Source organism: Brevibacillus sp. NL20B1 (genome assembly GCF_018195675.1).
Lineage (GTDB): Bacteria > Bacillota > Bacilli > Brevibacillales > Brevibacillaceae > Brevibacillus > Brevibacillus aydinogluensis.
This window is the reverse complement of record NZ_JAGTPT010000012.1, coordinates 1-26895: the sequence shown is the minus strand read 5'-3', so window position 1 is coordinate 26895 and position 26895 is coordinate 1. Positions and strand designations below refer to the sequence as shown.

Here is a 26895-nt window from a genome sequence, read left to right as displayed (position 1 = left end):
GTTTTGGTACCGAGGGAGCGAATCGCTTCCCGCACGTACCCGTTTTGTCAGCCTTCCCACACCCTGCTGACCTCCCGCAATTCTGTGCCGTCAAATGACAATCGGTAGATATCGGGCATGGAAAGTTGTTGCCAGAAATGATAATCGTACCGTTTGTCAAACACATTCATGATTAATGCCATCAAATTGCCATGGGTGCCGATGACGACGTTCTTTCCGGAAAACCTGGTTAAAACCTGCTCGATTGCTTTGATTCCCCTCTTTTGGGCAGCGGCATTCGACTCCCCGCCTTCCCATGAAAAATGCTCGTCTTCCCACACCCGTGCGACGGCGTATTGAAAATCCTCCACGGGTTTTTCAGACAAGATTCTTTCCTTGAACCCTTCCTCGATCTCCACCGCTTTCCCAATGGAATGGGCTATGCCTTCGACGGTTTGAATCGCTCGTCTGTACGGACTTGATATGACATGATCGACGTTTTTCCGCTTGAGCAATTCGGTTACTTTTTTCGCGTCCAGGCAGCCGCGCTCGGACAATGGCCGGTTTCTTTCATCCGGCGTATAAACGGAATGGGCGTGCCGCACAAGATACAGATTGGTTCCCATCAGATGCTCCCCCCAGGGATTCCCATATTTTGTTTTATTGTATCATTTCGAATCCATCTTGACGTGTACCTTAACCCGACACCGACATGTTCGTCCCGGACGGTGCAGTGATTGTCATCATTTCATTTCTTTGCAGAGATGTACGAGCCTTGCGAAAAAATGATTGCATTCCACCATCTCACGTCATATAATCTAACATAAAAATTAACATGTCAGATTATCTGACACAGAAAAGGAGTGGATTGCATGGAACCGACACTGCCTCTTCTCGCTTCCGCAGTGGATGCCACCTGGGTGATGGTCTCCGCCATTTTGGTGATCTTCATGCAGGCCGGATTCGCGCTGTTGGAGGCTGGGTCGACGCGCATGAAAAACGCCGGACACATCGCCGGCAAGACGGTCCTGACGTTTGGAATCTGCACCTTGGCGTTTTGGGCCCTGGGCTTCGGCCTGACGTTTGGCAACGGCAATTCGTTCATCGGACTGACCGGCTTTTTCTTCAACGGAACGGAGGAACAGGCGGCTGCGGCCTACGAATCCCTTTCCTTCGCCAACATTCCGGTCGGGATCAAGTTCCTGTTTCAACTGGCTTTTGCCGGCGTCTCCCTCTCCATCGCCTGGGGCGGCTTCGCCGAGCGCGCCAAACTTTCTGTCTACGTCGTTTTCGGAATATTGTATACGATCTTAATTTATCCGGTTGTCGGCCATTGGATCTGGGGGGGCGGATGGCTGGCGGACCACGGCAAACAGGATTTTGCCGGATCGACGGTCGTCCACCTGACCGGAGCAACCGCCGCTCTCGTCGCCACCATCCTGCTCAAGCCGCGCCTCGGCAAGTACAACAAAGACGGCAGTTCCAACTTGATACCCGGTCACAATCAGGTCTACACCACGCTGGGGGTCATCATCTTGTGGATTGGCTGGTTTGGCTTCAACGCGGGGTCTGCGTTTGGCTCCGTCTCCGGCCTCTTTGGCCATGTGGCGCTGACGACCAACCTCGCGGCCGCGTCCGGTGCGGTTGCCGCTCTGGGCATCGCGTGGGCTGTCACGGGGAAAGCAGACATCCCGAGCATGCTGAACGGCGTGCTGGCCGCCCTGGTGGCAATCACCGCTTCCTGCGCGTTTGTGGAACCGTGGGCTGCGATTGTCATCGGGTCCGTGGCAGGTATTCTTACATTCTATACTGCCATCTGGTTTGATCGGATGGGCATTGACGATCCAATCTACGCCTTCTCCGTCCACGGCATCGCCGGCATCTGGGGAACGCTGTCCAACGGCTTTTTTGCCGCTCCCGCCCTGGTAGAAAAAGTGGGCGTCGGGATGCCGGGCCTGTTCTACGGCGGCGGCTTCCACCAACTGGGCGTTCAGGCGTTGGGTGTATTTGCCGCGCTGGTGTATGTGCTTGTCGCTTCGTACGTCATTCTCGCCATCATGAAGAAAACGATGGGACTTCGCGTAACCGAAGAAGAAGAGGTGATGGGCCTTGACCTTAGCGAACACGGGGGATACGGATATCCCGAACTGCTGCAATCGGAACGCCCTTACGTTTCCGCCCCACAAAGGCGATCCACTCATTCTCTCACTTGAGGATTGTCACCGCATCGCGGACGCCGGTTCGTTTCAGGAACTGCTCTCCCTGCGCCGGGAGCTCTTGAACCTGTCCCGGTTGGAAGGGATGAATCGGGCCGGGGAAATGGCACCGTACGCCGTGACTGTCAATCTGATCCACGACAAGGTGATCCGCCAGGGCGTGCTGCTCGCCGTGCGCCACCTGGCGAAAATGGGCGTAGGCACGCCGCCCGTCCCGTTCGCCTTTCTCCAGTTTGGCAGCGGCGGGCGAAGCGAACAGGCCGTCATCAGCGATCAGGACAACGGACTTGTCTACCGGATTCTTGACGGCATGGACAAACGGGAGATGGAGCGTGTGGAAAACTACTTTCACCTGCTGGGGGCTGCCATCGTGCAGGGCTTGGAACAAGTAGGCTATCCGCCCTGCCGGGGCAACGTCACCTGCGTGTCGGCCCGCTGGCGCGGCAGCACGGACCAATGGATGGAGCGCCTCGCCGCCTGGGCTGCCGATCCGGTGTGGGAGCACGCCCGCTATCTCCTGTTGGTGGGCGACGCCCGCATCCTCTGGGGGGAGCCGGATGTGGTCGCCCCGCTGATCAAGCAGTACCGGAGGCTGCTCGCCCACAACCCGATTCTGATCGGCAGGCTTGTGAGCAACACCCGCTTCCACCGGATTCCGCTCACGTGGCTGGGCCGGATCGCTCCGGACATCACCGGCCGCTACCAGGGCGCGATCAACCTAAAATACGGCGTGTATCTGCCGATCGTCAACGTCGTCCGCCACTTCGCCCTGGCTCACGGCATTCACGCCGCCTCCACGCTGGAGCGGCTGGCTGCCCTGCGGGAAGCAGGCATCTGGCCGGTGGCGTTTTGCCGGGAGGTGGAGCACCACTTCCGGCTGCTGCTGGGCCTTAGGCTGATCGCTCCGCTGCACTGGCGGGACGGCACCTACGCCAGCAACAGCTACGTCAAACTGTCGGAGTTGTCGTCGGATACGCTCTCAATGCTGCGCGAGGCAATGAAGCTGGCGCTGCGGTTGCAGAAATGGACAAAAAAAATGCTGGCCGCGTACCCGGAATAGGGAGGTGCCGGCATGCACACCAGAGACCTGTGGGAACGCTTGCGGCAGATGAGCCGGGCCGCTGAGACAGTTCGAATGCCGTCAGCGGACCGGGACCTTGGCAATCCGGGGCTAATCGCCTTTCTCCGCTCGCTGCGGCGCGAACGAAAGGAAGCGGAGGGCCGGCTGCCGCTCGCCGATTTGGAAGTGGTCGTCGTCGATCTGGAGACGACTGGCTTTTCCCCTGACCGCGGTGACACCATCCTCTCCATCGGTGCCGTGGCGATGCGGGGAGACCAACTGCTTTTGGGAGAATCGTTTTACAGCCTGGTCGACCCCGGCCGGCCGATTCCTCCCCACATCGCCTCCCTTACCGGGATACGCGACGAGATGGTTCGCACCGCGCCCGATCCGGCTGCCGCGCTCCAGCGCTTTTTCCAGTTTGTCGGCGACCGGCCGCTGGTCGCCCACCACTCCCGCCACGAGCGGCAGTTTTTTCGGGCGGCGTTATGGAAACATGGCCGCCGGCGGTTTACGCATCGGCTGCTGGACACCATGCTGTTGGTCCGCGTGTCGGGCGAGGTGATCGGCAACAGCTCGCTGGACGCCCTGTGCGCCGCCCACGGCATTCACATCTCCCGCCGTCACCACGCCTACTGCGATGCCGTCGCCGCCGCCTCGCTCTGGGGGATCTACCTGAGAAAGGCGATTGAGCAGGGATATACCGATTTGGGGGAGATCTACGAGGAACTCAGATAAAAAGGCTGTCCGTCAGTCTTGTCGGACAGCCTTCCGTCATGGTTCTTCCACAAATACCTCGTCGCCTTCCGACACCCGCCCCTGGGTGACGACGGACGCGTACACGCCGAAGTGGTTGCGGTGCCGCTTTACCACCGTTTTCAGCACAGCCGGATGCAGCTCCAGCGTATCCGGGTCGATGTTGATGGAGATGCAGCGTTCGCAAGGCTTGTTCACCTGCAGTTCCACGTCATTGATGCGCAGCCGCCTGCCCAGCCAGGCATCCTCGGCAAACGGCGTGTCCTCATCCAGCACGACTACAAAATTGGCCCGAAAGCGGCGAGGGTCCAGACTCTCCCGGCCAATCAGGCGGGCGATCTCCCGCAGCGAGGCATCGGTCACCAGCAGGATGTGATCTTCCCAGTTTTCTCCGCCTTCACGCGGTGTGCTGCGCACAGCAGTCACCGGCCGTCCCGTCGTCTCAGCCACCCTGGCGAACAGCGTCTCCTCCCAGCCGTACACGGTACCGTCCGGCGCGGTCACGCGCACCTCCGGATAGGCGTCCTCGCCGCTCTCCGCTGCCAGCCGGGCGGTGAAGCCCAAGACGCCCGGAACTGCATCCGCACTGAGATACTTGCCGTTCCTGTCCCGGAAGTAATAGCCCCGGTCGCCGTACACGCCAAATGCGTCCACGCGGCACGTCGTCAGCCGCTCGCCGCCCATAGCCTTGACGGGATGACGAAAAATCGCCGCAAGCGTCCCCGCTTTTTTCATCCCAGCCGCCTCCTCCGCCTGTTTTCCAGCGTTTCTCTATCCCGTAATGAACGAATTGCGCACCCGGCTCCAAAACGTGAGCCGCTTGTAGCGGGCAAACTTCACTTTGTCCACGCCGACGCGGCAGGTGATGGAGCACACGTCCTGCCAGACTGCCTGCTCCCGGTCCAACCCGATCATGATCTGTGGATTCATCACGATCAGTTCGACCTCGTGGTGCTTGGGCAGCACCAGCGAGCTGTTGATCGTCCGGTAGGCCTGATTGTTGATCGATGCGATCTCCGAGAGCTGAATCGCTTCGATGGAAGGATGGACGAGCGCTCCGTTCACCGCTTTGTTGTACGCCGTGCTTCCAGACGGGGAAGAGACGATCAGGCCGTCTCCGCGAAACGTCTCAAACTCGTCGCCGTTTATGTACACACAGGCCACCAGCGTGGACAGGGACGCATTGCGGATCACCAGTTCGTTGAGCGCCCATTTGTGAATGATGCGGCCGTCGCGGGTCAGAATGCGGCACGAAACGGTGGGGTATTCGGCGACAAACGGCTTCGTCTGCTCTTTGAGAGCCTGTACGAACGCATCCAGCTCGTTTGGCCGCCAGTCCGCGTAAAAGCCCAAATGGCCGGTGTGGATGCCGACGTATGTCGGTTCAAAGCCGTATTGATGCACCGCTTCCAACAGCGTTCCGTCCCCGCCGATGGAGAGCACGAGATCAGGCGTCTCGCCCTCTTCCCGGACAAAGCAGTACGGGCTGTCCTCGCCCAGCAGTTTTTCCTTCAGCTCCCGTTCTACCTCCCGGGAGTAGTCGTCATTCCGCAGTACGGTGGCAATTTTCATGGTGGTCTACCCTCACTTTACGCACATACATGCCTGCTATTCACAATGTTACAGGAACACTCCGGTGGCCGGGATGCCGACGCGGGCTACCAGCGCTCCGCCGCAAAACGGCCGGAGCGAAACTCCTCCAGCCGCCGCCTCGTCGCAGGCGACAACTGCTCCGGCAATTCTGACCAAGCAAAAAAGCGCATATCCGCCACTTCCGGGTCAGACTTTGGCCGTTCATGCTGGCGGTACCGGGTGACGTGGAACAGCGCGATGTGATCCCGCTTCCCTTCCCGCTCGCTGTAGTAGAGGTGGCAGATCCTCATCTCGCTCGCCTCTATGCCGCACTCTTCCCACAGCTCACGCCGGGCCGCCTCCAAAAACGTCTCTCCCTTTTTCACTCCTCCGCCCGGCAAATACCATCCGCTCACATACGTGTGGCGCACCAGCAGCACGCCTTTTTCATCGTCCGTGACAATCAGCCGGACACCCAGCGTCAGCGGCCTGCGGATACGCCAATACAGTTTGAGCAGCGGGTAGTACCAGGCCATCGTTTTCCACTCCCTGTGATTCCATTCCTGTTGCTACCATTCTACACTACCGCGAAATCCACCGCCATAGCAGGCACACGGCAGGTCAGCGCAGTGCCAGATGGCAGAATCAGGAATTGCAATCCGGTGTTATTCGCAAAAAACGGGCCCTATTCTGGGCCCGTTAATGCTAGGCAAACCGTTTTTCCAACTCCCGGACAATCGCCTCCGCCTTGCGCATCCAGACCTGTTCCACAGGTGCGTCCTTGTCCACCGGCTCCTGAAACTGGTTCATGGCAGCCGAGGCGACAGGCGAGTAATATCCGATGTCTTCCTCCACACCGGTCTGGTAGACGTGTTTCAGCACAAACGGCGTCCCCAGTTCCAACCAGGCGTCCGGGCTGTCCAGTTCCCCTTCCATGACCGTCACCGGCAGCCGCAGATACACCATCCCCTGATCGTCCAGCTTGCGGTCAAAATACCCCCGGTGGTAATCCCAGTTGGCCAGGGTAAAGCCGTCCGGTTCGAGCGATTCGCGAAAGAATCCAAACGTGCCTCTCGTACCCGCCAAACTGCTTTCAATCGGTTGCATCTCCATCCCTGCCTTTTTCGGATTCTACCCGGTAGTGTGCGACAAACGGCGCGGTTGTACTCAAACATCGGTGAAAATGGAAAAAGCCTCCCGCCGGATACAGCCCGGCAGAGGCTTCGTGCTGGTGTTATGGTCAAATGAGGGAAATCGACAGCAGGGTAAACAGCGCCAGAGGAATCACCTTGCGGCGGCAACGGCGCTTTTTCTTCTTGTGAACAGGCACTCTGAACACGCCGAACGGAACAGGGTAGAAGTATGGATAGCTGGGGTATGGGTATGGACTGAAATCAGTATACGGGCTTACCTGGGAATACGGGTTGCCGTACAAATTGATGTTGTTTTGCAGCGTGACGTTGCCCTGGGGTCCAGCGGTTTCGTAGGGACTGACCGCTTCGTACGGACTTACCATTTCGGCAGGTTGTTCAAACGGTGCGGTTTGCTCGTAGGGGCTCACCACTCCCTCAGATTTGCCGGACGGACCGGCTGACTCAAAGGGACTCACCATCCCGTACGGACTCTCAGCGGGGCCGGTCTCGTAGGGACTTACCATCCCGTACGGACTGACGTTGGGCCCCACCTCGTAGGGACTTACCATCCCGTACGGACTGACGTCAGGCCCCATCTCGTATGGGCTTACCATCCCATATGGACTGACATTCGGCCCCACCTCGTAGGGACTCACCATCCCGTACGGACTGACGCCGGGCCCCATCTCGTAGGGACTTACCATCCCGTACGGACTGACGTTGGGACCTGTCGTACCGTATGGACTGACGGCACTCTCCCGAGGCGGACATCCGTCTTGCGGTCGTGATTTTTGCGGATACCGGCTGGAGACCGGCTCCACAGCTCCCATAACATCGGCCGGCCCCTCATCGTTTTCCTCAATTTCCACGTAGACGTGGAAATCGTCAACATCGAGAATTTTGCCCTCGTACACGCGGCCGTCCATCGCTTCGATCCGTACCTTTTGCCGCGCGTGCTTCTTGCAAATCTCCTGCACGGTTTCACGCATATCCTTTAACATGCTGACCGCCGCCGGTTCAGCCTGAAACAGTTGTTTTTGCGACGACTCCATGAAAACTCCTCCCCTTTTGTCGTTTCTGTATTACGATATACGCCTGCGTGTGGGGAGGTGTCTATTTTTCCAGGCAAGTCTAGCCCATTTTGCGGCCTTGTGACACGACACTCGTAAAGCGTTCGGGCAAAAACGGTTCCAGCCGTTCTGTCCGTCCCTGTTCCAGATAATCCGCCATCAGCTTGGCTGTGATCGGAGAAAGCAGAATGCCGTTGCGAAAGTGTCCGCCGGCGAGCGACAATCCCGACCATCCCGGCACCGGCCCCAACAATGGTTTGCCGTCGGCGGTAGCCGGGCGCAGTCCCGCCCATGCTTCCAAAAACGGGGCCGATGAGAGCGCCGGCACATACGGCATCACGCCGTTCAGCACGCCGGTCAAGCCTTCCAGCGTGACCTCCCGCTGGAAGCCGGCCTCGTCTTCCGTAGCGCCGAGGACGATTTTGCCGTCCCGTTTGGGCGTGATATAGCCCGTGCTGCCAAAAATCACTGTCTGCAGCGGAATCCCCGCCGAGTCGACCGCTGCGATCTGTCCACGCACCGGGAGAACGGGAATGGACAGCCCCAGCCAGCCCATCGCGATGCCGGCCCACGCCCCGGAGGCGATAATGGTTTCGTCGGCAAAGAGCGATCCCGCAGTCGTCTCGACGCCCACCACCCGGCTTCCTTCCGCGACGAAGCCCGTCACCACGCAGCCGGAAAGCAGCGTCACGCCCCGCCGCTTGCACGCCGTCACCAGTGCCTGCAGCAGCATCCGGTTGTTGACATGCCCTTCGGATGGCGAGTGGATCGCCGCGATCGCCCGATCCGTCAACAGCGGTTCAACGTCGCGGATGGCCGCTCCGGTCAGCCAGCGGACATCGTAACCGCTCTCCCGCTGCCAGGTGAACTTTGCGCGCAACTGCTCCGCTTCCTCTTCCGTCAACGCCACGGTCAACAGCCCGTCGATGCAAAGCTGCACATCTCTGCCCGCCTCTGCTTCCAGCTCCGCCGCCCATTCCGGGTAGAGGCGAAGCGACTCGATGCCCAAATCAAGCAGCGGGCCTGGCTGGGAAAATTCCTTGAGCGGAGCCAGCATGCCGGCCGCTGCGGAAGACGCCTGGCCGCCCCACGCCCCCTGCTCTGCCACCGTGACGGACAACCCGCGCCGCGACAGCTCGTAAGCCAAACTTAATCCGATGATGCCTCCGCCTACAATCAAACAATTCGTCATGGTTCTTCCTCTCCTCGATGGAACTGCGCCCCGCCCTGCTCAAGCGGCGAAGCCTGGGTAAACGCGCTGTTCTCCTGCCACCCCGCTGATGCCGCCCCACCGGACGAAAGCATGCAAAAAGCCCACCTTCCCCGGCAGGAAAGGTGGGCCGATGCACATCCGCAAACACAGACAGCTCTTTTGCTTGCAACCACTTCCCTGCGCCAGCATGATCTGGATCAGGTGCAAAGGGTCGACGGTCATCGCTTCCGTCCTCTCAGCCCTGCGTGATGGACTCCCCCAGTAGCTTTCCGTTATGTCGTTTACACCCTTCAGTATAGACTTGCGGCCGCTCCCTGGCAAGAGCGCGGCGCTCAGTCCTCGTCTTTCACATCGTAGCTTTCAGGAATGGGCTCGTTTCGGGTCGCCTCCTCCCATTCCCTCAGTTTGCGGATCTGTTCCAGATGATGTTGAAACTGGTCCTTGTTGATCAGGTATTCTTCGCCGTTGTGAACGGCACGGATGCGTCCCTCGCGGATTTTTTCCAGAATAAACGTCTCCGGCAGTTCCAGGTAGGCAGCGGTCTCGGACACAGTCAGGTACGTCTTATTGCTTTCCACGCAGTCTCGCTTCCAGTGCTGCTTTTTGCTGTTCATACCCCGGTTTGCCCAGCAGGGCGAACATGTTCGCCTTGTAGGCTTCCACTCCGGGTTGGTCAAACGGGTTGACCCCGAGCAGATATCCGCTAATGCCGCATGCCTTTTCAAAGAAGTAGATCAGCTCACCGAGATGGTAGGCCGTCGCTTCCGGAATTTCCACCACGAGGTTGGGCACGCCGCCGTCCACATGGGCCAGGAGCGTTCCTTCAAACGCTTTTTTGTTGACGAAGTCCATGCCCTTGCCTGCGAGAAAATTCAACCCGTCGAGATCGTCCGGATCTTCGCTGATCGTAACGTCCACCGCCGGCTTGGACACAGCCACCACTGTTTCAAACAGGTGGCGCATGCCGTCCTGGATGTATTGTCCCAGCGAGTGCAGATCGGCGGAGAACTCGGCAGATGCAGGAAAAATCCCCTTGCCGTCCTTGCCCTCCGACTCGCCGAACAGCTGCTTCCACCACTCGGCAAAATAGCGGAACTGCGGCTCGTAGCTGACCAGCAGCTCGACGGTTTTGCCTTTGCGGTAGAGCGCGTTGCGGACAGCCGCGTACTGGTAGCACGGATTGTCTTCCAGAACAGGCGTCAGGTAACGCTCGCGGGCAGCAGCAGCGCCCTGCATCAGTGCATCGATATCGGCGCCGCTCACGGCAATCGGCAAAAGACCTACTGCAGTCAGCACGGAGTAGCGTCCGCCGACGTCGTCGGGGATGACGAACGTTTCGTACCCTTCCTCGTCAGCCAGCCGTTTCAACGCGCCTTTCGCCTTGTCCGTAGTCGCGTAGATGCGTTTTTTCGCTTCCTCACGTCCGTATTTTTTCTCCAACCAGGCGCGGAACAGACGAAACGCGATGGCCGGTTCCGTCGTGGTGCCCGATTTGGAGATGACATTAATGGACACGTCTTTCCCTTCGAGAACATCCATCAGATGGGAGACGTAGACCGGGCTGATATTGTTGCCGACGAAGTAAATCTCCGGCGTGCGCCGTTTGGACTTGGGCAGCAGGTTGTAAAAGTGGTGGCCCAGCACATCCACGACGGCTTTGGCCCCCAGGTACGAACCGCCGATCCCGATGACCAGCAGCACATCAGACTCCGCTTGAATTTTCGCGGCTGCCTGTTTGATCCGTTCATATTCATCCTTGTCATAGTGAATGGGCAAATCGACCCAGCCGAGAAAATCACTGCCAGCCCCCGTCTTGTTGTGCAACAACTCGTGTGCCTGTTTGATTGCAGGGGCAAGCTGTGTCCATTCGTGCGGCCGGACAAAGCCCAGAGCATTCGAGCAGTCGAAACGAAGAACTTGGTTCATGGTTCCCTCCATAAAAAGACATGTTTGTATCTGTTTCTCATCTTATCATGTTTACCTTTGAGCCGGCAGAGAAAGAAGTCGGATCTGTCCTGCGGCGAAGAAATCTGCCGCATAATTGTGAACATTTTGTGAACGATTCCAACCCAATTGTTACCTTTTCCCTTCAGCCGCGTAAAACCATTCGAATCTTATCATTTGAATCTTATATCATGATGGATCAAGGAGACAGGATCGTATGAAAAAACGCTGGTGGATCGTCGGCTCCGTCGCTGTCGTACTGGGCGTGGGAGCCGCAAGCATGGCCCTGTTGGGCTCACCGCAGGGAGCAGGAATGCCTGTAAGCGTGGGAAAGGTCACCACGGCCGCGCTGGAGACCAAGGTACTCACCTCCGGGATCGTCACTGTCGCAGACAAGCAACGGGTATACGCCAATGTCAGCGGAATCCTGCGCGAGTTTGCCGTGAAGGAGGGGGATGTCGTCAAAAAGGGACAGGTCATCGGCAAGATCGACACGTCTGACGTGGAAAGCCGGATCATGGAGATCGACGCGCAGATCGAACTGGCCCGGGCCAACCTGTCCAAGGCACAGGCCGGCAGCGAACCGGAAGAACTGGCGCAGGAGCGGGAGCGCGTCGCCCAGGCGGAGCGGGATTACGACAATGCCAAACGGGAGTACGAGCGCATCCGGCAGCTGCATGAGTCAGGCGCCACTACCCAGCAGGAGCTGGACAAGGCGAAGGCGCAGCTGGACTCGGCGCTGTCTCAACTCAACGTGACCAGGCAGCAGTACGCGCTGAAACAAAAAGGGCCGCGCAAGGAAGAGATCGCCTCCCTGCAGGCACAGATCAACTCCCGCCTGGCGGAGAAGGCCCTGTTGGAAAAAGAACGCGTGCAAAGCGTGCTGGTCGCCCCGACCGACGGCACAGTCATCGACCGGGCCGCAGAAAACAGCCAATACGTGAACAAGGGAACGGAAATCCTGACGATCGCCAATCTGAACCACCTGTTGATCGAAGCGGACATCAACGAGTCCGACGTCAGCAAGATCAAACTCGGGCAGACTGCGGTGATCGAAGGCAGCGCGCTGGGCAAGCAAAGGCTGAACGCCAAGGTGATCCGCATCTCCCCGATCGCCGTCACGACGCCAAACAGCTCGGGACAAGGAGAAAAGACCCGGGTAAAAGTGACGCTGGAACCAAGCGGAGACTTGTCCGCCTTGAAACCTGGCTTTCACGTCGACATCGACATATCCGTGCAAAAGATCGACAACGCCCGGCAGGTGCCGATCGAAGCGGTGCAGCAGGAAGCGGACGGCAGCACGTTTGTCTGGGTGGCGGAAAACGGCGCGGCGAAAAAGCGGAAAGTGACCGTGGGCGTGGAAAACGAGCTGTTCGCTGAGATCACGTCGGGATTGAAAGGGGACGAACAAGTGATTCTCGGTCCGTTTGACACCCTCCAGGAGAACGCACCGGTCCTCCCATCCGAGGAACCGCAGAATTCGGGCATCTAACCTGTTCGGAAGAAAGGAGGTCGACCGATGCTGCACGTCGAAGGCCTGACAAAATCGTACAAGACGGGCGAGTCGGTACTGCCCATCCTGAAAGGTGTCTCGCTCACCGTGGAAAAAGGGGAATTCGTCGCCATCATGGGGCCGTCCGGCTCCGGCAAATCGACATTCATGAACATGCTCGGCTGCCTCGACAGACCTGATTCCGGCACCTACACGCTGGACGGGATTGAAGTCAGCAAACTGTCCGACAAGCAGCTCGCGCAGGTGCGCAATCAAAAAATCGGCTTCGTCTTTCAATCCTTTAATCTCCTGCCCCGTTCCACGGCGCTGCACAACGTGGAACTGCCGATGATGTACGCCGGTGTAGGACGGTCGGAACGGCGAAAACGGGCACTGGAAGCGCTGGAGCGGGTCGGACTGGCTGAACGCGTCCACCACAAGCCGACACAGCTCTCCGGGGGGCAGCGGCAGCGCGTGGCCATTGCCCGCGCGCTGGTAAATCGGCCGTCCATCCTGTTGGCTGACGAGCCGACCGGCAACCTGGACAGCCGCTCCGGCACCGAAATCATGGCCATGTTTCAGGAACTGCACAGCCAGGGCGTCACCATCATCCTGGTTACGCACGAGCCGGACATCGCCCAGCACGCGGAACGCATCGTCACATTCAAGGACGGCGTCATCATCCGCGACGAACGGGTGGAAAACCGGCTGATTGCCGTTCCGTCCGACGAGGTGATCACGACATGAACGTCTGGGAAAGTTTTCGCACCGCCCTGGAAGGCATTTGGGCAAACAAGATGCGCTCCGGCTTGACTATGCTGGGGATCGTGATCGGGATTACTTCAGTGATCGCCGTCACCGCCCTGGGGGAAGGCGGACAGAAAGCCATCATCAGCGAGATGGAGAAATTCGGTCAAAACTCGTTCAACGTCTTTGTTGATTACAACAGCAAGCAAGAGCATGCGCCGGAAGACCTTACGGTAGAGGACGCCGACGTGCTGAGCAAAATCAGTCCCAACATCGAACACATCGTGCCGATGAACCAATCCATGGCAATGCTCAAGGGACCAAAAAAGGAAGAGCGCGTCAACCTGTATGCCACGACGGCCGATTTTCCCAAGGTGCAGCCGACCATTAAAGTGTCCAAAGGACGTTTTTTCAGCGCCGCCGATGACAAGGAACTGCGGGCGGTGATCGTTCTGGAGGAAGAACTGGCACAGAAGCTGTTCGGCCAGATGAACCCGTTGGGCCAGCGCGTCCGCATGGGCAGCACCTCGCTGGTGGTGATCGGCACGTTCAAGGAAGACAAGTTTCGCTTTGACGTGGAGCAGTCCTACAGCGCCTACCTGCCCATCCGGTTTGACCAGAGCCGCTACGAAGAGCCATGGGTCAGCTACCTGATCGGCAAGGCCACCGACAAGGAGTCGGTCAATGCCGCCATGCAGCAGGCGATCCAGTACCTGAGCCGCAAGCACCAGAAAGAAAGCCACTACCGGGCCGTGAGCATGCAGCAGCAGGTCAGCCAGTTCAACCAGGTGACCGGCATACTGACGACGGTGTTCAGCGTGATCGCGGGCATTTCGCTGGTCGTCGGCGGCGTGGGCGTCATGAACATCATGCTCGTCTCCGTCACCGAGCGGACCCGCGAGATTGGCATTCGCAAAGCGCTGGGAGCGCGACGAAGTGACATTCTCGTCCAGTTTCTGATCGAGTCGGTGATCGTCTGCCTGATTGGCGGGCTGATCGGCGTCCTGTTCGGTCTTGGCACCGCCGCGCTGATTTCCTACTTTGCCAAACTGCCGCCGCTCATGTCCTGGAACAGCGTGTTGATCGCCTTTGCCTTTTCCAGCGCGATCGGCATCTTCTTTGGCCTCTACCCGGCCAACAAGGCCGCCAAGCTGGACCCGATCGAGGCGCTGCGATACGAATAACGACGCCTTCGCGGGGCACTTTCGCCCAACCGCACGGAAGCGTCCGCCTGCCTGATGGACATATCCCGAATCGAACGCAAAAAAAGCACCTGTAAGCGCTGAAGTGCACTCCATATTGCAGACTGATCAGATCAGCATGTCTCGCCGCCGCACGAAGAACGTCTTCAGCTCAACAAAAAAGCAAACGCCTGCAGCGTACAGGCGTCAGCTTGCTGCCCAACGGCAGGGCGTTTCTTCATGTCTGCATCTATGGGAGTTTGACCATAGCGCTTGCAGGTGCTTTTTCAATAGAGCGCCGGAGTGTCCGTGACCAGTTTCAGGAGAAAAAAGAGCGTTATCCCCACGCTGGCCACCGTCCACCAGAGCCATTTGCTTTCGGGCTTGCCCTCCTTGTATATGCCGATCAGCCGCCAAGTGCCTACCGCCACGCAGAAGATGCTGACAAACAGCAGGATTGTCCCCATGGGGCTCCCCCCTTCCCTTCTTATAGCTATATGGGAAAGGCGGGGAAAAAATCCCTGTACGCCTATCTGTCCTTTTTCCCCAGTCGGGACAAGATTTCGCGTCCCCGCTCCTTGAGTGATTCATCCTTGAGTGTGAGCTGCCGCTTTTTCATCAGGCCGTTTTTCGACGTGTCCGGCCGCTGCCTCCGTCCGTCCGCGCCCGCCGTCAATTGTACTTGCCTCCGCCTTTTTTCTCATACTCTTCCAGCAGTTCGGCAAAGCTCTTGTTGCGCTCCCGCTCTTCCTGCTCCCGCCGTCTGCGCTCCGCTGCTTCCTGTTCTTCCCGCTCGCGGGCCGCTTTTACCTCCCGCTCCAGCATTTTCAGCTTGTCTAACGCTTCCTGGCTCAGCATCTCTTTCAGGTTCAGACCCGTTTTCACCTCCGCGGCAGCCGGTTGTGCCGTCGGCCGCTGCGGTTGGCGCCGCTGTTTCTTCGCCATGGTCCATTCTCTCCTTTCACCGTTTGCTTGTTCATCATTACTGCTGCTTCCGGTCATACTAACACCAAGCGACACAAGAGGAGGGCAGATGATGGTACGCAATAAGGAAAAAGATTTCGGCAAGTCCCCCGGAATCAGCAGGCCGAAAGCCCAGTCCGAAGCGATCCGCTCTGACGGCTCCATCAATAGTGAACCACAAGAGCGGCTAAAAGAAAACCGGTAAGAGCAACAGGCGCAAAACCTTCGCCCGGAGGAGATGCTCACGATGGACCGCAAGCAAAAGACGGAACAAAAGACGGAAGTGAATAAAGACGTCTCGATCGATGGCACGCTTCCCCATCAGATTAACGCACCTGATTTTAAAAACTCGACCCGCTCCATGCAAAAACCGTTCGTCAACGAACACGGCGTCGTGATCGGCGACAGCTTTTACAATTCACCCGAATCGCCGCTCAACCAGTGGAGCACAGAGACAGACCCGTTCGTCATGGCCGGCGACAAATGGGTTCACCCGACCAATGACATCGGCTGGAATACGACGGAAAACAAGGAGCTGCTGGAAGACAAGCCGCCCAAAGGAGTGCCGTTCATGCACCCGACTCACGACGTCAGCATGGGCAAGGATTGACGAGAACATGCGCCGCTGTGCCATCAGCGGCGCTTTTTCCCGTATATGGTACAATAGATGGACATGATCTGTGAGAGAGGAGTTCCATCATGAGCATCCACGTGACCATCGAACCGGCGTTTGCCCAGGCCTACCAGCGATACGCTGGATTCCGCCCCGGCGACACGCTGCGCTTGTACGTCCGCACGGGCGGTCCCGGCACCGGCGGCCTGTTTTATGCGATTGAAAAAGACGAGGAGCAGCCGGGCGACGCAATCTTTGAGGTGGAGGGTATGCGCTTTGTCATTCGCCCGAACGACTTCTGGTACTTTGACGGCGCCGAACTGCGCTACAACGCCTTGTACGGGGAATACGGCTTTACCTTTCACAATCCGCGGCTGGACACATAGACACTTCAGCAGCCGCCCGACCGGGCCCGAGATCAGCCGCCCCCTTGCCGGGAAACTTTTCCCGCCGTTGTACGTATACCGAATAGAGTCTAGCATTACCGTTCGGGAGGAACTGGCATGAACAAAACCAGGTCAGCTCTGGTAATCCTTGGCGTTTTTCTGCTGACCAAACTGAAATGGGTTGTAGGACTGTTAAAATTTTCAAAGTTCGGCACGACGCTGCTGTCGATGCTCATCAGCCTGTGGGTGTACGCCTGGATGTACGGGTGGAAATTCGCAGCGGCTCTCGTCTATTTGATATTTGTCCATGAAATGGGGCACGTCATCGCTGCCAAACGCAAGGGGATCAAGGTATCGCCTGCGGTGTTCATTCCCTTTGCCGGCGCGTTTATTGCGATAAAGGACCAGCCGCGTGACGCCGCCACTGAAGCGTATTTGGCATACGGCGGACCGCTGGCTGGCATGCTTGCCTTTTTGCCTGCCCTTCCCCTTTATTGGTGGACGCATGATCCGTTCTGGGTGCTGGTCATCTATCTCGGTGCGTTGCTCAACCTGTTTAACCTGCTGCCCGTATCGCCGCTGGACGGCGGACGGGTCGTCTCTGTGCTGTCCACCAAAATCTGGTTGATCGGCCTGCTGGCGCTGGGGTTCATGATGTTTGTCAGCCCCAGCCCGATGATCGTCATCATTTTTATCTTCGGAGCGATGACCTGGTGGAGCCGTGCGCGGGAAGGGTACCGGCAGCGCGTGCTGCGTTATGAAAAGGAAAAGCTGGAAGGCGTACTGCAGGAGATTGCCCACTGGCCGCAGCTCGACTCGTCGATTGAGACCCGGGAACGGCTCAGCGCCGAAAAACAGAAGGCTTTTGCCATCCCGGTTCCCAAAGGGTTCGCTATCCCGTTTTTGCAGGATGACAAACGTTTTGTCCGCGAACGCATCGCCATGGACAAAGAGTATGCGGATCGGATCTGGGAATTGTTCCGGAAGTGGGAGCACGAACCGGTGCTGTTTGTAGACGGTGATCCGTCCCGTCCCGCTCCCTCTCCGCTGCTCACCGAAGCAGAACAGACCACCCGCCAACAGCTGGCCCGGGTGGAGGAGCAGCTGCACCGTCTGACCACGTATTACGAGGCACCTGCCTCCACCAAGTGGAAAGTGCTGGTCGCCTATCTCGCCCTGGCCGGCGTACTCTCCGCCTTTTTCGTCTACGGCCAGCACCTGCTGGGCGTGCGCTGACAAGCTGCTTTTTTCCGTACAGGCCTCTGCGGTCGGTTGCGGGAGCAAAAACGGGTGAGACGGCCACCTTACCGCTGTTTTTTCCGGACAGCGGGTCCCCAGGGGGCGGAATGACGGTTTTTCGGCTTTGTGCATCAGGGTTCCAATTTTGTAACATAAAAGTATACATCAAAATATTCCAGAGAGGATGACTGTTTACTTGGAGAGTATTCCGCTAGTGCTGAACCTTTTGCTTGTCGCTTTTCTCGTCTTTCTGAACGGTTTTTTCGTTGCGGCTGAATTTGCCCTCGTCAAAGTGCGCCAGACGCGTTTGACCCAACTGGTCAATGAAGGACACAAACGAGCCGGCTTCGCGCAAAAAGTGACGCAACAGCTGGACGCCTACCTGTCCGCCTGCCAGGTGGGAATTACGCTGGCCTCGCTTGGACTGGGCTGGGTCGGGGAACCGGCCATTGCACACATGATTGTCGAGCCGCTGCTGCATAACTTCGCACTGCCCGACTACGTCATTTCCGCGATTTCGTTCGGCGTGGCCTTTGCCTTCATCACGTTCCTGCACATCGTATTGGGCGAACTGGCGCCGAAATCGCTGGCCATTCAGAAAGCGGAAGCGACCTCGCTGTGGGTGGCAGCACCGTTGATGCTGTTTTACAAGATAATGTACCCGGCCATCTGGGTGCTGAACGGAACGGCCAACCGGCTGCTGAAGTGGGCCGGACTGGAACCGGTGTCCGAACACGAAGCGGCCCACACGGAAGAGGAGATTCGCCTGCTGGTCACGCAGAGCCATCAAAGCGGCCACATCGACCAGACCGAACTTTCGCTCGTGGAGCACGTGTTTGACTTTTCCGAAACCCTGGCCCGGGAAGTCATGATCCCGCGCATCGACATGGTTTGCCTGTATACCTCCAACACGTTTGAGGAAAACCTTGAAATTATTCGCACGGAGCGCCACACGCGCTTTCCGGTGGCGAACGAAGATAAGGACAACATCATTGGGTTTGTCCACGCGACCGACTTTTACCTGGCCGCCCTGGAAAACAAGGACGTGCGGCTGGAGAATTACCTCCGCCCCGTGCTGACCGTGCCGGAATCGATGGAGATCAGCCATGTGCTGCGGCTGATGCAGAAAAGACGCTCGCAGTTGGCAATCGTCATCGACGAATACGGCGGGACGGCGGGTCTGGTCACCATGGAAGACATCCTGGAAGAGATTGTCGGCGACATTCAGGACGAGTTTGACACGGATGAACGTCCCGACATCGAAAAAACGCCGGAAGGCCTGTCCGTCGCGGGAAAAACCCTGTTGGCTGATCTAAACGATCACCTGCCCTTTGAACTGGTGTCCGATGACGTCGATACCATTGGCGGCTGGCTGTACAGTCAGCTTGAAGAGGAGATTGCCGTCGGCGCTTCCGTCGAGTGGGAAAACCACCTGTTTACGGTGACCGACATGGACAATCACCGCGTGACGCGGATCGCCATCACACAGTTGGTTCCCCCCGAAGCAGACCAACAAGAATCGCCATTGACCGCAGTGTAACAGCATACGACCGAAAGCCGGCATCTGCATGTGACAGATGCCGGCTTTTTCATGGGGACAGACGTATTCGACCGGATGGATAGCGTGTATGTGTCGCGGGATGCTAAAACAGCAGGAATCCCAGGCTGATAATCGCGCCGGTGACGAACAGCATCATCAGGCAGTACCCCATGATGTCCCGCGCCCCCAGCCCCGCCAGGGCCAGTACCGGCAGCGCCCAGAACGGCTGGATCAGGTTCGTCCAGGCATCTCCCCAGGCGATCGCCATCGCCACTTTGGCATGGGAAACGCCCAGTTCCGTGGCGACCGGCATCATGATCGGCCCCTGCACTGCCCACTGACCGCCTCCGGAGGGGATAAACACGTTGAGCAGACCCGCGCTCCAGAAGGTAAACAGCGGGAAAGTGGCTGGCGTGGAGATGCTGATGAACCACTGGGAGATGCTGGCGGCCAGCCCCGATCCGGTCATCATCCCAATGATGCCGGCGTAAAACGGAAATTGCACAACGATCCCGGCGGTCGCCTTGACCGCTTCGTTCATGGCGTCGAGAAACTTGCGCGGTGTGCCGTGCAGCAATATGCCGAGGAACAAAAATCCGAAGTTGACGATGTCCAGGTTGAGTTTGAAGCCGTTTTTCACAAAGTAGGCAATCAGGAAGATCAGACCCAACGCGGAGACGAGCATGGACACGATGCGGCTGTTCTCCAGCCTGGCGGCGGGGCTGTCCATTGCTGTCGCATCAGACGCGGCTGCCGTCTCCTCATGATCGATGCCCGGCCCTTTGTACACCACCGTATCCTCTTTCGCCGGCATCATCATCCGGTTGATCAGCGGCAGGGCGATCATGATCGCGATGACGATCGTCAGGTTCATCGGCGAAAAGAGCGTTTCCGACGTGGGAATCACGCCGATGACGTCCTGCAGGCTGTGGTTCTCCGTGGCCACCGTCAACGGGACGGAGCCGGACAGTCCGCCGTGCCAGACGACAAAACCGCCATACGCGCTGGCGATGAGCAGACGGTAATCCACGTTTTCCACCCGCCGGGCGATTTCCCGGGCCAGCAGAGCGCTGATGACGATCCCGAATCCCCAGTTGATCCACGCCGCCAAACAGGAGATCAGGCTGGTCAGAACGATTGCCTGCCCCGGTGTTTTGACCGAGGAAGCGACCGCGCGCAATCCCCGCTTGCACAGGTCCGTGCTGGCCAAGGTATGACCGGTGACAAGAATCAGCACCATCTGCATGGTGAAGCTGAGCAGTCCCCAGAAGCCGTCTCCCCAGTACGTTACCATCTCCAGCGGCGACTTTCCGTTGACAGCCATCCCGGCAAAAAACACGACGAATGTAAGGATGATGGCGAAGATGAAGGCGTCGGGCAGGTAGCGCTGCACCAATCGGACCGACGCGTTGGTCAAGGCTTGAAACACGTGACGTTTCCCCCTTTTCAAAAGAATTGGCTGCCTTTCATTTTTGGAAGTAGCAAAAGACATGCCAATCGTCAGGGAGGACAGGAGCCGCAAAAATGTATGCGCTTTCATAACGATGCTTGCGCATCATTGACTACTTTTTGCACACATTGACTCCAGTTTGCACAGTTCGTGTTTGTAACGGTGCAGCCCGTGTGCATGCGGTCGGCGCTCTACTCCCACTCCTGACCGTCCAGCCCATACGCTTCCAGCTTGTACAGGAGCGCGCGACGGGAGATGCCCAGCCGTTTGGCCGTCCGCAGCCGGTTGCCCCGCTCTTTGCGCAGCGCGCGGACGATCGCTTCCCTCTCCACCTCTGAAATGATGTCCCGCATCGTCCGATTTTCGATGCGGATCGCGGTAAGCCCGTCTGCTGCGCCGACCGGTTCGTTTTCCATCGGGTGCACCTCCACGTGCTCCGGCAAGATGGCCGAGCCGGCGGCCAGCACCAGTGCGCGTTCGATGGTGTTCTCCAGTTGGCGGACGTTGCCCGGCCAGTCATACGCCATCAGGACGTCCAGCGCAGCGGGCGAGAGATAACAGCCCTCCTTGCCCAGTTCCCGACCGTATTTGGCGAGAAAATGCTGCACCAACAGCGGGATGTCTTCCTTGCGTTCCCGCAGCGACGGCATGTGAATGGGAACAACATTCAGCCGGTAGTACAGGTCTTCGCGAAACCGCCCCCGCCGAATCAGCTCCCGCAGGTCCCGGTTGGTGGCCGCGATGATCCGGACGTCGACCGGCACGGGTTCCACGCCGCCCAGCCGAACCAGCGTCCGATCCTGCAACACGCGCAGCAGCTTGACCTGCAGCGGCATGCTCAGTTCGCCCACCTCGTCGAGAAACAGCGTACCGCCGTCCGCCAGCTCAAACAGCCCCGGTTTGCGGCCGGCCGCTCCCGTAAACGCGCCCCGTTCGTACCCGAACAGTTCGCTTTCCAGCAGGGTTTCCGGGATGGCGCCGCAGTTGACGGGAATCAGCGGCTTGGCCGCGCGTGGGCTGTTGGCGTGTATCGCCCTGGCGATCAGCTCCTTGCCCGTTCCGCTCTCCCCCTGGATCAGCACTGTTGCTTTGGTCGTGCTGACCCGCCCGACCAGCTTGTACACCTCCTGCATCGCCGGACTCAATCCCACCAGCCCCGGTTGGTCCGTCCGTTCCTCTGTCGGCCTCCTGGCCACCCCTGCCGATTCGTTCGGCTCGCGCTGATGCATCGCCCTGGCCACCACCTGCTTGATCCGGGCCACGTCAAATGGCTTTTGCACGTAGTCAAACGCTCCCAGCTTCATCGCTTCCATCACGTCTGCGGCTGACCCGTAGGCGGTCATCATCACCACGCTGGGACGCGGCCCATCCACCTGCTGCAGCCGCCTCAGCGTCTCCATGCCATCCGGCTCCGGCATCCGCAGATCCAGGAGCATCACCTCGGGCTGAAAGCTGCGCACCAGTTCCAGCGCTTCCGCTCCGCCAGACGCTTCTCTCGTCTCGTACCCCGCTCTGCGCAGCGCCGTCGTCAGCGCCTTTCGCACATTGGCCTCGTCATCCACCAGCAGCACCCGTTTTTTCATTCTCTTCCTCCTTTCTGTCGGTCCCCGGCAGCATCACAGTAAACCGGACGCCTCCCGGCACGTTGCCTGCGCTGATCTGTCCCCCGAACGCCTGGACGATTCGTTGGGAGATCGCCAACCCCAGCCCCGTCCCGGCCGGTTTGGTGGTAAAAAACGGCTCAAACACGGACAGCAGGTGTTCTTCGGCGATGGGCGGGCCGTCGTTGGTTACGTGAATGCGCGCCTCCCGCTCGTCTCCCTCCGCCTCCACCCTGAGGCTGCCGCCGTTTGGCATCGCCTGTTGTGCGTTGATCAATATGTTGAGAAACACTTGTTTCAACAGTTCGGGCGAGGCCAATACAGCCGGCAGCGAAGCGGCGTACGACTTTTGTACCGAGATGCCCTGCTTGGCCATGCCCGGCTCCACCAGCGCCAACGTCTGGTCCAGCACGTCGCACACGGACGAGGGGACGTGCCGCTCTTCATTGGGGCGGGCGAACAGCAGCAGTTCGTCGGCAAATCGGTTCAGCCGTTCCACTTCTTCCACGATGATACCGGTGTACTCGCGGTTGTCGTGTCCGGGTGGCCATTCTTCCTCGAGGATTTGCGCAAACGCCTTGATCGAGGTCAGCGGATTGCGCACCTCGTGGGCGATGCTGGCGGCCAGCTCCCCCACCACGGCCAGACGTTTCGCCTGCGCCAGTTTGGCCTCCATCCGCTTCCACTCCGTCCGGTCGTCCAGCAGTGCGATGGCTCCCAGCATCTCTCCGGCCGGGCTCCGCCAGATGGAGGTGGTGACGTTGACAACCTGTGCTCCCTGCCCGCTGCGGGCGGGCCGCCACTCCGCGTCCCGGACCGTCCGACCGTGATGCAGGGCATCGGTCAGCGCAGCCACCAGCACCTCTTCCTCGGCAAAGATGTCCGTATAGGTCTGCCCCACCGCCTGCTCTACTGCCAGTCCCGTCATCCGGGCTGCGGCACCGTTCCAGGCCGTGATCCGTCCGCAATGGTCCAGGGCGACGATGCCGCTGTCCATGCTCTGCACGATCGTCTCCGTATGGCTGCGGCTCGCCTGCAGGTCACTGGCCAGCTTGTTGATCGCGTCAGAAATCTCCCCCGGCTCTCCGTCCAGCCGTTTCATGCGAAAGGACAGGTCAAACCGCAGCCGCCTCAATCCCGCCTTGATCTCGGCCAGAATCGTTTCCAGACGGTGCATGAGCAGGCCGCTGGCCGCAGCCGCCACCACGCAGCCGATCCCCAGAATGGCGTAGATGCTCCTCCGCATGCCTGCCAGCTGCACGTCGATGCTGCTCATCAGTTCGTTGGCCCAGGCGTATCCGATGATCCGGCCGTCACGGATCAGGGGAAGCATCGCGTTCATGATGTTTCCCCGCACCTGTTGGCCGACCGCCACCTCGATGACGCCGTCGCGCAGTACCCGCCGCCCGGGGTGGTCGGGAGGGATCGGCTCGCCCACGTAACGACCCGTCTCCTCGCTGGGACCGTACGTCACGATCGCATCCAGGCCCGCCGCGTAATAGCCGACCCCGACCCCCGGATGTGCAGCGGCGAGGCGGTCCGTCAGGGGTGCCAGCGCCCGGTTTAACGCTTCGATCTGCTGCTCCCGCGGCGCCGTCAGCATCCCTCGTTCCCGGAGCACGGCGTCAAAATCTTTCGACAATACGTAGTCGAGCTGTTCCGTTACCGCGATCAGTTTTTGCTTTTTCTCCTCCAGCAGCGCCTGCTCGGCCGCTCTCAGCAGCACCGCACCGGTAACGAGAATCGGCAGCACGGTCACGGCGATGACGGAGGCGACAAAGCGGATCCGGTACAGGTATGCTTTCACGCATCAATCACGTCCCTTTTTGCTTTTGCCTTTGGTGTGATCCTATTCTATCATAACAACTGTATCGGAGATTGAGATGCGCGAAAGGAGTTTGTCCATGATTCGAGTCTTGTTTGTCTGTCTCGGCAACATCTGCCGTTCGCCGATGGCGGAAGCCGTCTTCCGCCGGCTGGTGGAGGAGAAAGGGCTGGCGGAGCAAATCGCCATCGATTCGGCAGGCATCGGCGGTTGGCATGCCGGTGAGCCGCCGCACGCCGGCACACGCAAAGTCCTGAGTGAAAAGGGCATCCCGCATGACACCCTGCGGGCCCGTCAGATCACGCCAGCAGATTTTACTGAATTTGACTATATCGTCTGCATGGACGAGGAAAACCTGTCCGCGCTGAAGCGCATGGCCCCGCCCGGCAAAGCTGTTTACCGTCTGATGGACTTCGCGCCGCACCTGCCGGAGAGCGACGTGGAAGACCCGTATTACACCGGCCGGTTCGACTACGTCTACCAGCTGGTGGAGGCAGGCTGCCGCGGCCTGCTCGACCACATCCAGGCAAACAAAAGCCCCTCCAAGTGAGGGGCTTTTGCCTTTATACGGGTTAGTTGCACGTACAGAAACGATTTCCATTTTTATCCGTCCTAACTGGTGAATGGGATTCAAAAGGTGGTCAATTCCAGGCTTTTAATGATTGTTTGCACAATACATCCCTGATCTAATTAGACTTGTATTTTGAAAATAAAAGTATTGTAATTATATACCATTTTTGTTAATATGCGGACGAAAGTGTGTTGTTAGGAGGTAGAATATGTTCAAGAGAAAATCTTATACTTTTGCACTGTCGGGTAAAAAATTATTATCTATATCTATAGTTGCTGGATTGATAATTCTTGCAAAAACGGCAAATGCTTATCCTTCTACATATTCATTGGATGTACCGAATATAAAACAAGAAAAAGATCAATGGTGTTGGGCCGGAACTTCAGTGTCTGTCTTAAAATATTATGGAAAAAGTATCAGCCAAACAAGTTTCGTGAATAAGGTGAAAGGAGCTACTCTAAATCTGCCTGCAACGATGTACGAAGTGAAAAGAGGGCTCAATGCCTACGGGGTAAATTCAAGTGTATCCGAATCTCCAATGTCTTTTTCTAGCCTGATCTCCAATATCTATAGCAATGACAATCCTGTCATGGCACTAATTCAATGGACAAGTGGCGGTGGACACTATGTGAATATCGATGGGTATGACGAGGGATCAACTGATTATATCACTTACATGGATCCATGGTATGGAGATCATTTTGTTAAGTCTTACAAATCTTTTAAAAGTAGCAGTTCTCAAACATGGTATGGTCAAGTATACAACTTTAGATCCTTTTAGGTTTGGAAATATTTAAAATAAGGAGGTACAAATGTGCGAAAAATCCTTTTCACATCTGTAATCGTATTGCTCGCTATTGGCTTCTTTGCAATCGGTTATGCCTCTGACAAACCGGAACAGCAGGCGTTGAAGGATTATCAACGTATTCAGAAACAATTTGAAAAAAGCGTGTCAGCGCAAGCATCAATAGACAATCTGAAACTGTCCAACTTTTCGATCCCCATTTTCTTCACACTCACTGCGGAAGAAATCGCTTCATACGAGGGAAAGGAACTGTCAGATATTCTACAGCCATCGGACCAGTGGCTGTGGTTTATGCAGGACAACGGTGAGACAAAAGGTATCGTAATTGCGGACAGCAAGGAGCCGATTCAGATGGGGGGTGAAAATTACAGTAAAGACTTGATGAAATTGTATAAGGCGATTCAACAAAATGATTCAAAAGACAATGATGTTCGTTACTTTGAATTCCAGGGCGGAGGAATCTTTTTGAGCGTCGACAAGAATAAAGAGGAAGTGTGGTTGACCAGCCGGGCAGCCGAGCTATTGAACTTATCACCGTACAAAAAATTGTCACCGGAGACGGTCTTGAAGAAGATGAAAGAGCGAATCACAAATACAAAAGATTTATGGGAAGATATATGGGTAAACTCAAGCGAACAAGAGGGCACTGGCGAACAGTATGAATGAGTTCGGGTTACCATTTTCCCCGTCAGCCTCTTCTTCCAACCGTGCTGTCACTTCGCCCGATTTTGCTGTGTCGGCTGCCGCGGCCTGCTCGACCACATCCAGGCAAACGAAAGCCCCTCTGAGTGAGGGGCTCAGCGTGTAGACAATGTTCGCGGCGCATGGGAGATCGGGCCCGCTCGCTCGCTTGACGCCCAGCACAGAAGCGGATGAAGTCCGCTCCAAAACGAGACGCGGGCAGGGGACAAACATCTGGGTGTTTCGATGAAGTGAGACTTGTGTCCCCTGTTGGTCCCCGCGTCTTCGTTTTTCCGCTGAGCCGGTCGTCAAAGGAGCTCGCTTGGCCCATCTCTCCATGCGATGTACGTTGTCTACAGTTTCGGTTGATGAATGGTCAGGCCTTTCGGCCTGGAAATCATTTTCTTATGGACGCTTATTCAATGAACCGTTTGTCTTCAGTCTGAGCCCCTCCAAGTGAGGGGCTTTTGCCGATTGTCCCTTAGTGTCCGACACCCGTATCTAGTCGGTGCTGCCCTTTACAGAAGAAAATAAATCACGAGGGCAACAAGATACAAGTAAACAACTCTTATATTGAATCTTTCGCAAACCTTTTGCAACCAACCTGATACGTATTTGTCGACGACTTTCACCACAAGATACAGGATTGCTGCTGCTATTGTTATACTAATAAATCTATTTTGAACTATGAAATCGAACCATTCATGTGACTTAAACGTTACCAATAAGGAAGCAAAATACAAAAACTTGAAATATGGTTCTTTTGCGTTTTCCATTATTTGAATTTGTTTTAATTCCTTCCTGATCTTCTTCTACCGAATGTTTTTGTAGCAATTTATAGAATTCTTCTACCACTTT

Annotated in this window: 29 protein-coding genes and 1 riboswitch; of the genes, 14 read left to right on the top strand and 15 right to left on the bottom strand. The window is 57.5% G+C overall.

Annotated features, from left to right (window positions below; all coding sequences use genetic code 11):
* Positions 1-47: 47 nt before the first annotated feature.
* Positions 48-605, bottom strand: coding sequence for a histidine phosphatase family protein (locus KDN35_RS10045; RefSeq protein ID WP_212132649.1), 558 nt, complete (start codon positions 603-605; stop codon positions 48-50).
* Positions 606-851: 246 nt separating this feature from the next.
* On the opposite strand from KDN35_RS10045, the gene KDN35_RS10040 reads away from it, so the two are divergent.
* Genes KDN35_RS10040 through KDN35_RS10030 form a run of 3 tightly spaced genes read left to right on the top strand, consistent with a single transcriptional unit; the run spans position 852 to position 3993 of the window.
* Complete coding sequence (locus KDN35_RS10040) at positions 852-2192, top strand: ammonium transporter (protein WP_171565122.1); 1341 nt, start codon at positions 852-854, stop codon at positions 2190-2192.
* Positions 2089-3255 carry a DUF294 nucleotidyltransferase-like domain-containing protein gene (locus KDN35_RS10035; RefSeq protein ID WP_171565123.1) on the top strand — a complete coding sequence of 389 codons (1167 nt, stop codon included), beginning with the start codon at positions 2089-2091 and terminating at the stop codon, positions 3253-3255. Before KDN35_RS10040 ends, KDN35_RS10035 begins: the two co-directional genes overlap by 104 nt.
* 12 nt (positions 3256-3267) lie before the next feature.
* Positions 3268-3993 carry an exonuclease domain-containing protein gene (locus tag KDN35_RS10030; RefSeq protein WP_171565124.1) on the top strand — a complete coding sequence of 242 codons (726 nt, stop codon included), beginning with the start codon at positions 3268-3270 and terminating at the stop codon, positions 3991-3993.
* A 36-nt stretch (positions 3994-4029) separates the two neighbouring features.
* Here KDN35_RS10030 and KDN35_RS10025 read toward each other — a convergent pair whose 3' ends face one another.
* The 8 genes from KDN35_RS10025 to KDN35_RS09990 form a co-directional block, all read right to left on the bottom strand.
* Positions 4030-4746 (bottom strand): MOSC domain-containing protein, encoded by a 717-nt coding sequence (locus KDN35_RS10025; RefSeq protein WP_171565125.1) that lies wholly within the window; start codon positions 4744-4746, stop codon positions 4030-4032.
* A 36-nt stretch (positions 4747-4782) separates the two neighbouring features.
* Positions 4783-5583, bottom strand: coding sequence for an NAD kinase (locus tag KDN35_RS10020; protein WP_171565126.1), 801 nt, complete (start codon positions 5581-5583; stop codon positions 4783-4785).
* 86 nt (positions 5584-5669) lie between these two features.
* Positions 5670-6119, bottom strand: a complete 450-nt coding sequence (locus tag KDN35_RS10015) for an NUDIX domain-containing protein (protein WP_171565128.1) — start codon at positions 6117-6119, stop codon at positions 5670-5672.
* Positions 6120-6288: 169 nt separating this feature from the next.
* Positions 6289-6690: a YugN family protein gene (locus KDN35_RS10010; protein ID WP_171565130.1), complete on the bottom strand. Its 402-nt coding sequence runs from the start codon at positions 6688-6690 to the stop codon at positions 6289-6291.
* A gap of 133 nt (positions 6691-6823) precedes the next feature.
* On the bottom strand, positions 6824-7768 hold the full coding sequence (locus KDN35_RS10005; RefSeq protein WP_212132648.1) for a S1 domain-containing protein: 945 nt from the start codon (positions 7766-7768) through the stop codon (positions 6824-6826).
* A gap of 79 nt (positions 7769-7847) precedes the next feature.
* The gene (gene thiO / locus KDN35_RS10000; protein WP_212132647.1) at positions 7848-8978 is read right to left on the bottom strand and encodes a glycine oxidase ThiO; all 1131 of its coding nucleotides are present in this window, start codon (positions 8976-8978) and stop codon (positions 7848-7850) included.
* A gap of 178 nt (positions 8979-9156) precedes the next feature.
* Positions 9157-9269: riboswitch (TPP riboswitch) on the bottom strand.
* 62 nt (positions 9270-9331) lie between these two features.
* Positions 9332-9613, bottom strand: a complete 282-nt coding sequence (locus KDN35_RS09995; protein WP_171565136.1) for an excisionase family DNA-binding protein — start codon at positions 9611-9613, stop codon at positions 9332-9334.
* Positions 9564-10925: a glucose-6-phosphate isomerase gene (locus KDN35_RS09990; protein WP_212132646.1), complete on the bottom strand. Its 1362-nt coding sequence runs from the start codon at positions 10923-10925 to the stop codon at positions 9564-9566. The genes KDN35_RS09995 and KDN35_RS09990 overlap by 50 nt, the downstream gene beginning before the upstream one ends.
* 235 nt (positions 10926-11160) lie before the next feature.
* Between KDN35_RS09990 and KDN35_RS09985 the strand changes: the two genes are divergently transcribed.
* From KDN35_RS09985 to KDN35_RS09975, 3 genes are read left to right on the top strand one after another with little or no spacing between them, the layout of a single operon-like run.
* Positions 11161-12435 carry an efflux RND transporter periplasmic adaptor subunit gene (locus KDN35_RS09985; protein WP_212132645.1) on the top strand — a complete coding sequence of 425 codons (1275 nt, stop codon included), beginning with the start codon at positions 11161-11163 and terminating at the stop codon, positions 12433-12435.
* 27 nt (positions 12436-12462) lie between these two features.
* A complete protein-coding gene (locus KDN35_RS09980; protein WP_171565140.1) occupies positions 12463-13182 on the top strand; it encodes an ABC transporter ATP-binding protein in 720 nt (239 codons plus the stop codon).
* Entirely contained in the window at positions 13179-14366 is a 1188-nt protein-coding gene (locus tag KDN35_RS09975) for an ABC transporter permease (protein WP_171565141.1), read from the top strand. The genes KDN35_RS09980 and KDN35_RS09975 overlap by 4 nt, the downstream gene beginning before the upstream one ends.
* 284 nt (positions 14367-14650) lie before the next feature.
* On the opposite strand, the gene KDN35_RS09970 is transcribed toward KDN35_RS09975, so the two are convergent.
* From KDN35_RS09970 to KDN35_RS09960, 3 genes are all read right to left on the bottom strand, one after another.
* On the bottom strand, positions 14651-14830 hold the full coding sequence (locus tag KDN35_RS09970; RefSeq protein ID WP_171565142.1) for a hypothetical protein: 180 nt from the start codon (positions 14828-14830) through the stop codon (positions 14651-14653).
* Between the two features lie 62 nt (positions 14831-14892).
* The gene (locus KDN35_RS09965) at positions 14893-15039 is read right to left on the bottom strand and encodes a hypothetical protein (protein ID WP_212132644.1); all 147 of its coding nucleotides are present in this window, start codon (positions 15037-15039) and stop codon (positions 14893-14895) included.
* Positions 15036-15308 (bottom strand): DUF3886 domain-containing protein, encoded by a 273-nt coding sequence (locus tag KDN35_RS09960; protein WP_171565145.1) that lies wholly within the window; start codon positions 15306-15308, stop codon positions 15036-15038. Before KDN35_RS09960 ends, KDN35_RS09965 begins: the two co-directional genes overlap by 4 nt.
* A 91-nt stretch (positions 15309-15399) precedes the next feature.
* Here KDN35_RS09960 and sspK point away from each other — a divergent pair, with 91 nt between their 5' ends.
* The 5 genes from sspK (at position 15400) to KDN35_RS09935 (ending at position 19104) form a co-directional block, all read left to right on the top strand.
* Positions 15400-15531: a small acid-soluble spore protein K gene (gene sspK, locus KDN35_RS09955; RefSeq protein WP_171565290.1), complete on the top strand. Its 132-nt coding sequence runs from the start codon at positions 15400-15402 to the stop codon at positions 15529-15531.
* Between the two features lie 42 nt (positions 15532-15573).
* Entirely contained in the window at positions 15574-15936 is a 363-nt protein-coding gene (locus KDN35_RS09950; RefSeq protein ID WP_212132643.1) for a DUF3905 domain-containing protein, read from the top strand.
* Between the two features lie 89 nt (positions 15937-16025).
* Complete coding sequence (locus tag KDN35_RS09945; RefSeq protein ID WP_171565147.1) at positions 16026-16325, top strand: iron-sulfur cluster biosynthesis family protein; 300 nt, start codon at positions 16026-16028, stop codon at positions 16323-16325.
* A gap of 117 nt (positions 16326-16442) precedes the next feature.
* On the top strand, positions 16443-17561 hold the full coding sequence (locus tag KDN35_RS09940; RefSeq protein WP_171565148.1) for a site-2 protease family protein: 1119 nt from the start codon (positions 16443-16445) through the stop codon (positions 17559-17561).
* A 199-nt stretch (positions 17562-17760) separates the two neighbouring features.
* Positions 17761-19104: a hemolysin family protein gene (locus KDN35_RS09935; RefSeq protein ID WP_171565149.1), complete on the top strand. Its 1344-nt coding sequence runs from the start codon at positions 17761-17763 to the stop codon at positions 19102-19104.
* Positions 19105-19207: 103 nt separating this feature from the next.
* Here KDN35_RS09935 and KDN35_RS09930 read toward each other — a convergent pair whose 3' ends face one another.
* From KDN35_RS09930 to atoS, 3 genes are all read right to left on the bottom strand, one after another.
* On the bottom strand, positions 19208-20533 hold the full coding sequence (locus KDN35_RS09930; RefSeq protein ID WP_212132642.1) for a short-chain fatty acid transporter: 1326 nt from the start codon (positions 20531-20533) through the stop codon (positions 19208-19210).
* 212 nt (positions 20534-20745) lie between these two features.
* Entirely contained in the window at positions 20746-22137 is a 1392-nt protein-coding gene (locus KDN35_RS09925) for a sigma-54-dependent transcriptional regulator (RefSeq protein WP_212132641.1), read from the bottom strand.
* Positions 22109-23962 (bottom strand): two-component system sensor histidine kinase AtoS, encoded by a 1854-nt coding sequence (gene atoS, locus KDN35_RS09920; RefSeq protein WP_171565152.1) that lies wholly within the window; start codon positions 23960-23962, stop codon positions 22109-22111. The genes KDN35_RS09925 and atoS overlap by 29 nt, the downstream gene beginning before the upstream one ends.
* Positions 23963-24059: 97 nt before the next feature.
* On the opposite strand from atoS, the gene KDN35_RS09915 reads away from it, so the two are divergent.
* The 3 genes from KDN35_RS09915 to KDN35_RS09905 all read left to right on the top strand — a co-directional run bounded on the left by KDN35_RS09915 (position 24060) and on the right by KDN35_RS09905 (position 26022).
* Positions 24060-24530: a low molecular weight protein-tyrosine-phosphatase gene (locus KDN35_RS09915; RefSeq protein WP_212132640.1), complete on the top strand. Its 471-nt coding sequence runs from the start codon at positions 24060-24062 to the stop codon at positions 24528-24530.
* Between the two features lie 229 nt (positions 24531-24759).
* Positions 24760-25332 (top strand): C39 family peptidase, encoded by a 573-nt coding sequence (locus tag KDN35_RS09910; RefSeq protein WP_171565154.1) that lies wholly within the window; start codon positions 24760-24762, stop codon positions 25330-25332.
* Between the two features lie 33 nt (positions 25333-25365).
* Positions 25366-26022 (top strand): hypothetical protein, encoded by a 657-nt coding sequence (locus tag KDN35_RS09905; RefSeq protein ID WP_212132639.1) that lies wholly within the window; start codon positions 25366-25368, stop codon positions 26020-26022.
* The last annotated feature ends 873 nt before the right edge of the window (positions 26023-26895 follow it).

Bases quoted from the DNA above. Each gene is read 5' to 3' on its own strand.
- sspK (WP_171565290.1), top strand. From the start codon at position 15,400: ATGGTACGCAATAAGGAAAAAGATTTCGGCAAGTCCCCCGGAATCAGC.
- KDN35_RS09985 (WP_212132645.1), top strand. From the start codon at position 11,161: ATGAAAAAACGCTGGTGGATCGTCGGCTCCGTCGCTGTCGTACTGGGC.
- KDN35_RS10040 (WP_171565122.1), top strand. From the start codon at position 852: ATGGAACCGACACTGCCTCTTCTCGCTTCCGCAGTGGATGCCACCTGG.
- KDN35_RS09960 (WP_171565145.1), bottom strand. From the start codon at position 15,308: ATGGCGAAGAAACAGCGGCGCCAACCGCAGCGGCCGACGGCACAACCG.
- KDN35_RS09995 (WP_171565136.1), bottom strand. From the start codon at position 9,613: ATGAACAGCAAAAAGCAGCACTGGAAGCGAGACTGCGTGGAAAGCAAT.
- KDN35_RS10020 (WP_171565126.1), bottom strand. From the start codon at position 5,583: ATGAAAATTGCCACCGTACTGCGGAATGACGACTACTCCCGGGAGGTA.
- KDN35_RS09925 (WP_212132641.1), bottom strand. From the start codon at position 22,137: ATGAAAAAACGGGTGCTGCTGGTGGATGACGAGGCCAATGTGCGAAAG.
- KDN35_RS09945 (WP_171565147.1), top strand. From the start codon at position 16,026: ATGAGCATCCACGTGACCATCGAACCGGCGTTTGCCCAGGCCTACCAG.
- KDN35_RS09970 (WP_171565142.1), bottom strand. From the start codon at position 14,830: ATGGGGACAATCCTGCTGTTTGTCAGCATCTTCTGCGTGGCGGTAGGC.
- KDN35_RS09940 (WP_171565148.1), top strand. From the start codon at position 16,443: ATGAACAAAACCAGGTCAGCTCTGGTAATCCTTGGCGTTTTTCTGCTG.
- KDN35_RS10025 (WP_171565125.1), bottom strand. From the start codon at position 4,746: ATGAAAAAAGCGGGGACGCTTGCGGCGATTTTTCGTCATCCCGTCAAG.
- KDN35_RS09910 (WP_171565154.1), top strand. From the start codon at position 24,760: ATGTTCAAGAGAAAATCTTATACTTTTGCACTGTCGGGTAAAAAATTA.
- KDN35_RS10005 (WP_212132648.1), bottom strand. From the start codon at position 7,768: ATGGAGTCGTCGCAAAAACAACTGTTTCAGGCTGAACCGGCGGCGGTC.
- KDN35_RS09975 (WP_171565141.1), top strand. From the start codon at position 13,179: ATGAACGTCTGGGAAAGTTTTCGCACCGCCCTGGAAGGCATTTGGGCA.
- KDN35_RS10045 (WP_212132649.1), bottom strand. From the start codon at position 605: ATGGGAACCAATCTGTATCTTGTGCGGCACGCCCATTCCGTTTATACG.
- thiO (WP_212132647.1), bottom strand. From the start codon at position 8,978: ATGACGAATTGTTTGATTGTAGGCGGAGGCATCATCGGATTAAGTTTG.
- KDN35_RS10015 (WP_171565128.1), bottom strand. From the start codon at position 6,119: ATGGCCTGGTACTACCCGCTGCTCAAACTGTATTGGCGTATCCGCAGG.
- KDN35_RS10010 (WP_171565130.1), bottom strand. From the start codon at position 6,690: ATGCAACCGATTGAAAGCAGTTTGGCGGGTACGAGAGGCACGTTTGGA.
- KDN35_RS09915 (WP_212132640.1), top strand. From the start codon at position 24,060: ATGATTCGAGTCTTGTTTGTCTGTCTCGGCAACATCTGCCGTTCGCCG.
- KDN35_RS09980 (WP_171565140.1), top strand. From the start codon at position 12,463: ATGCTGCACGTCGAAGGCCTGACAAAATCGTACAAGACGGGCGAGTCG.
- KDN35_RS09990 (WP_212132646.1), bottom strand. From the start codon at position 10,925: ATGAACCAAGTTCTTCGTTTCGACTGCTCGAATGCTCTGGGCTTTGTC.
- KDN35_RS09950 (WP_212132643.1), top strand. From the start codon at position 15,574: ATGGACCGCAAGCAAAAGACGGAACAAAAGACGGAAGTGAATAAAGAC.
- KDN35_RS10030 (WP_171565124.1), top strand. From the start codon at position 3,268: ATGCACACCAGAGACCTGTGGGAACGCTTGCGGCAGATGAGCCGGGCC.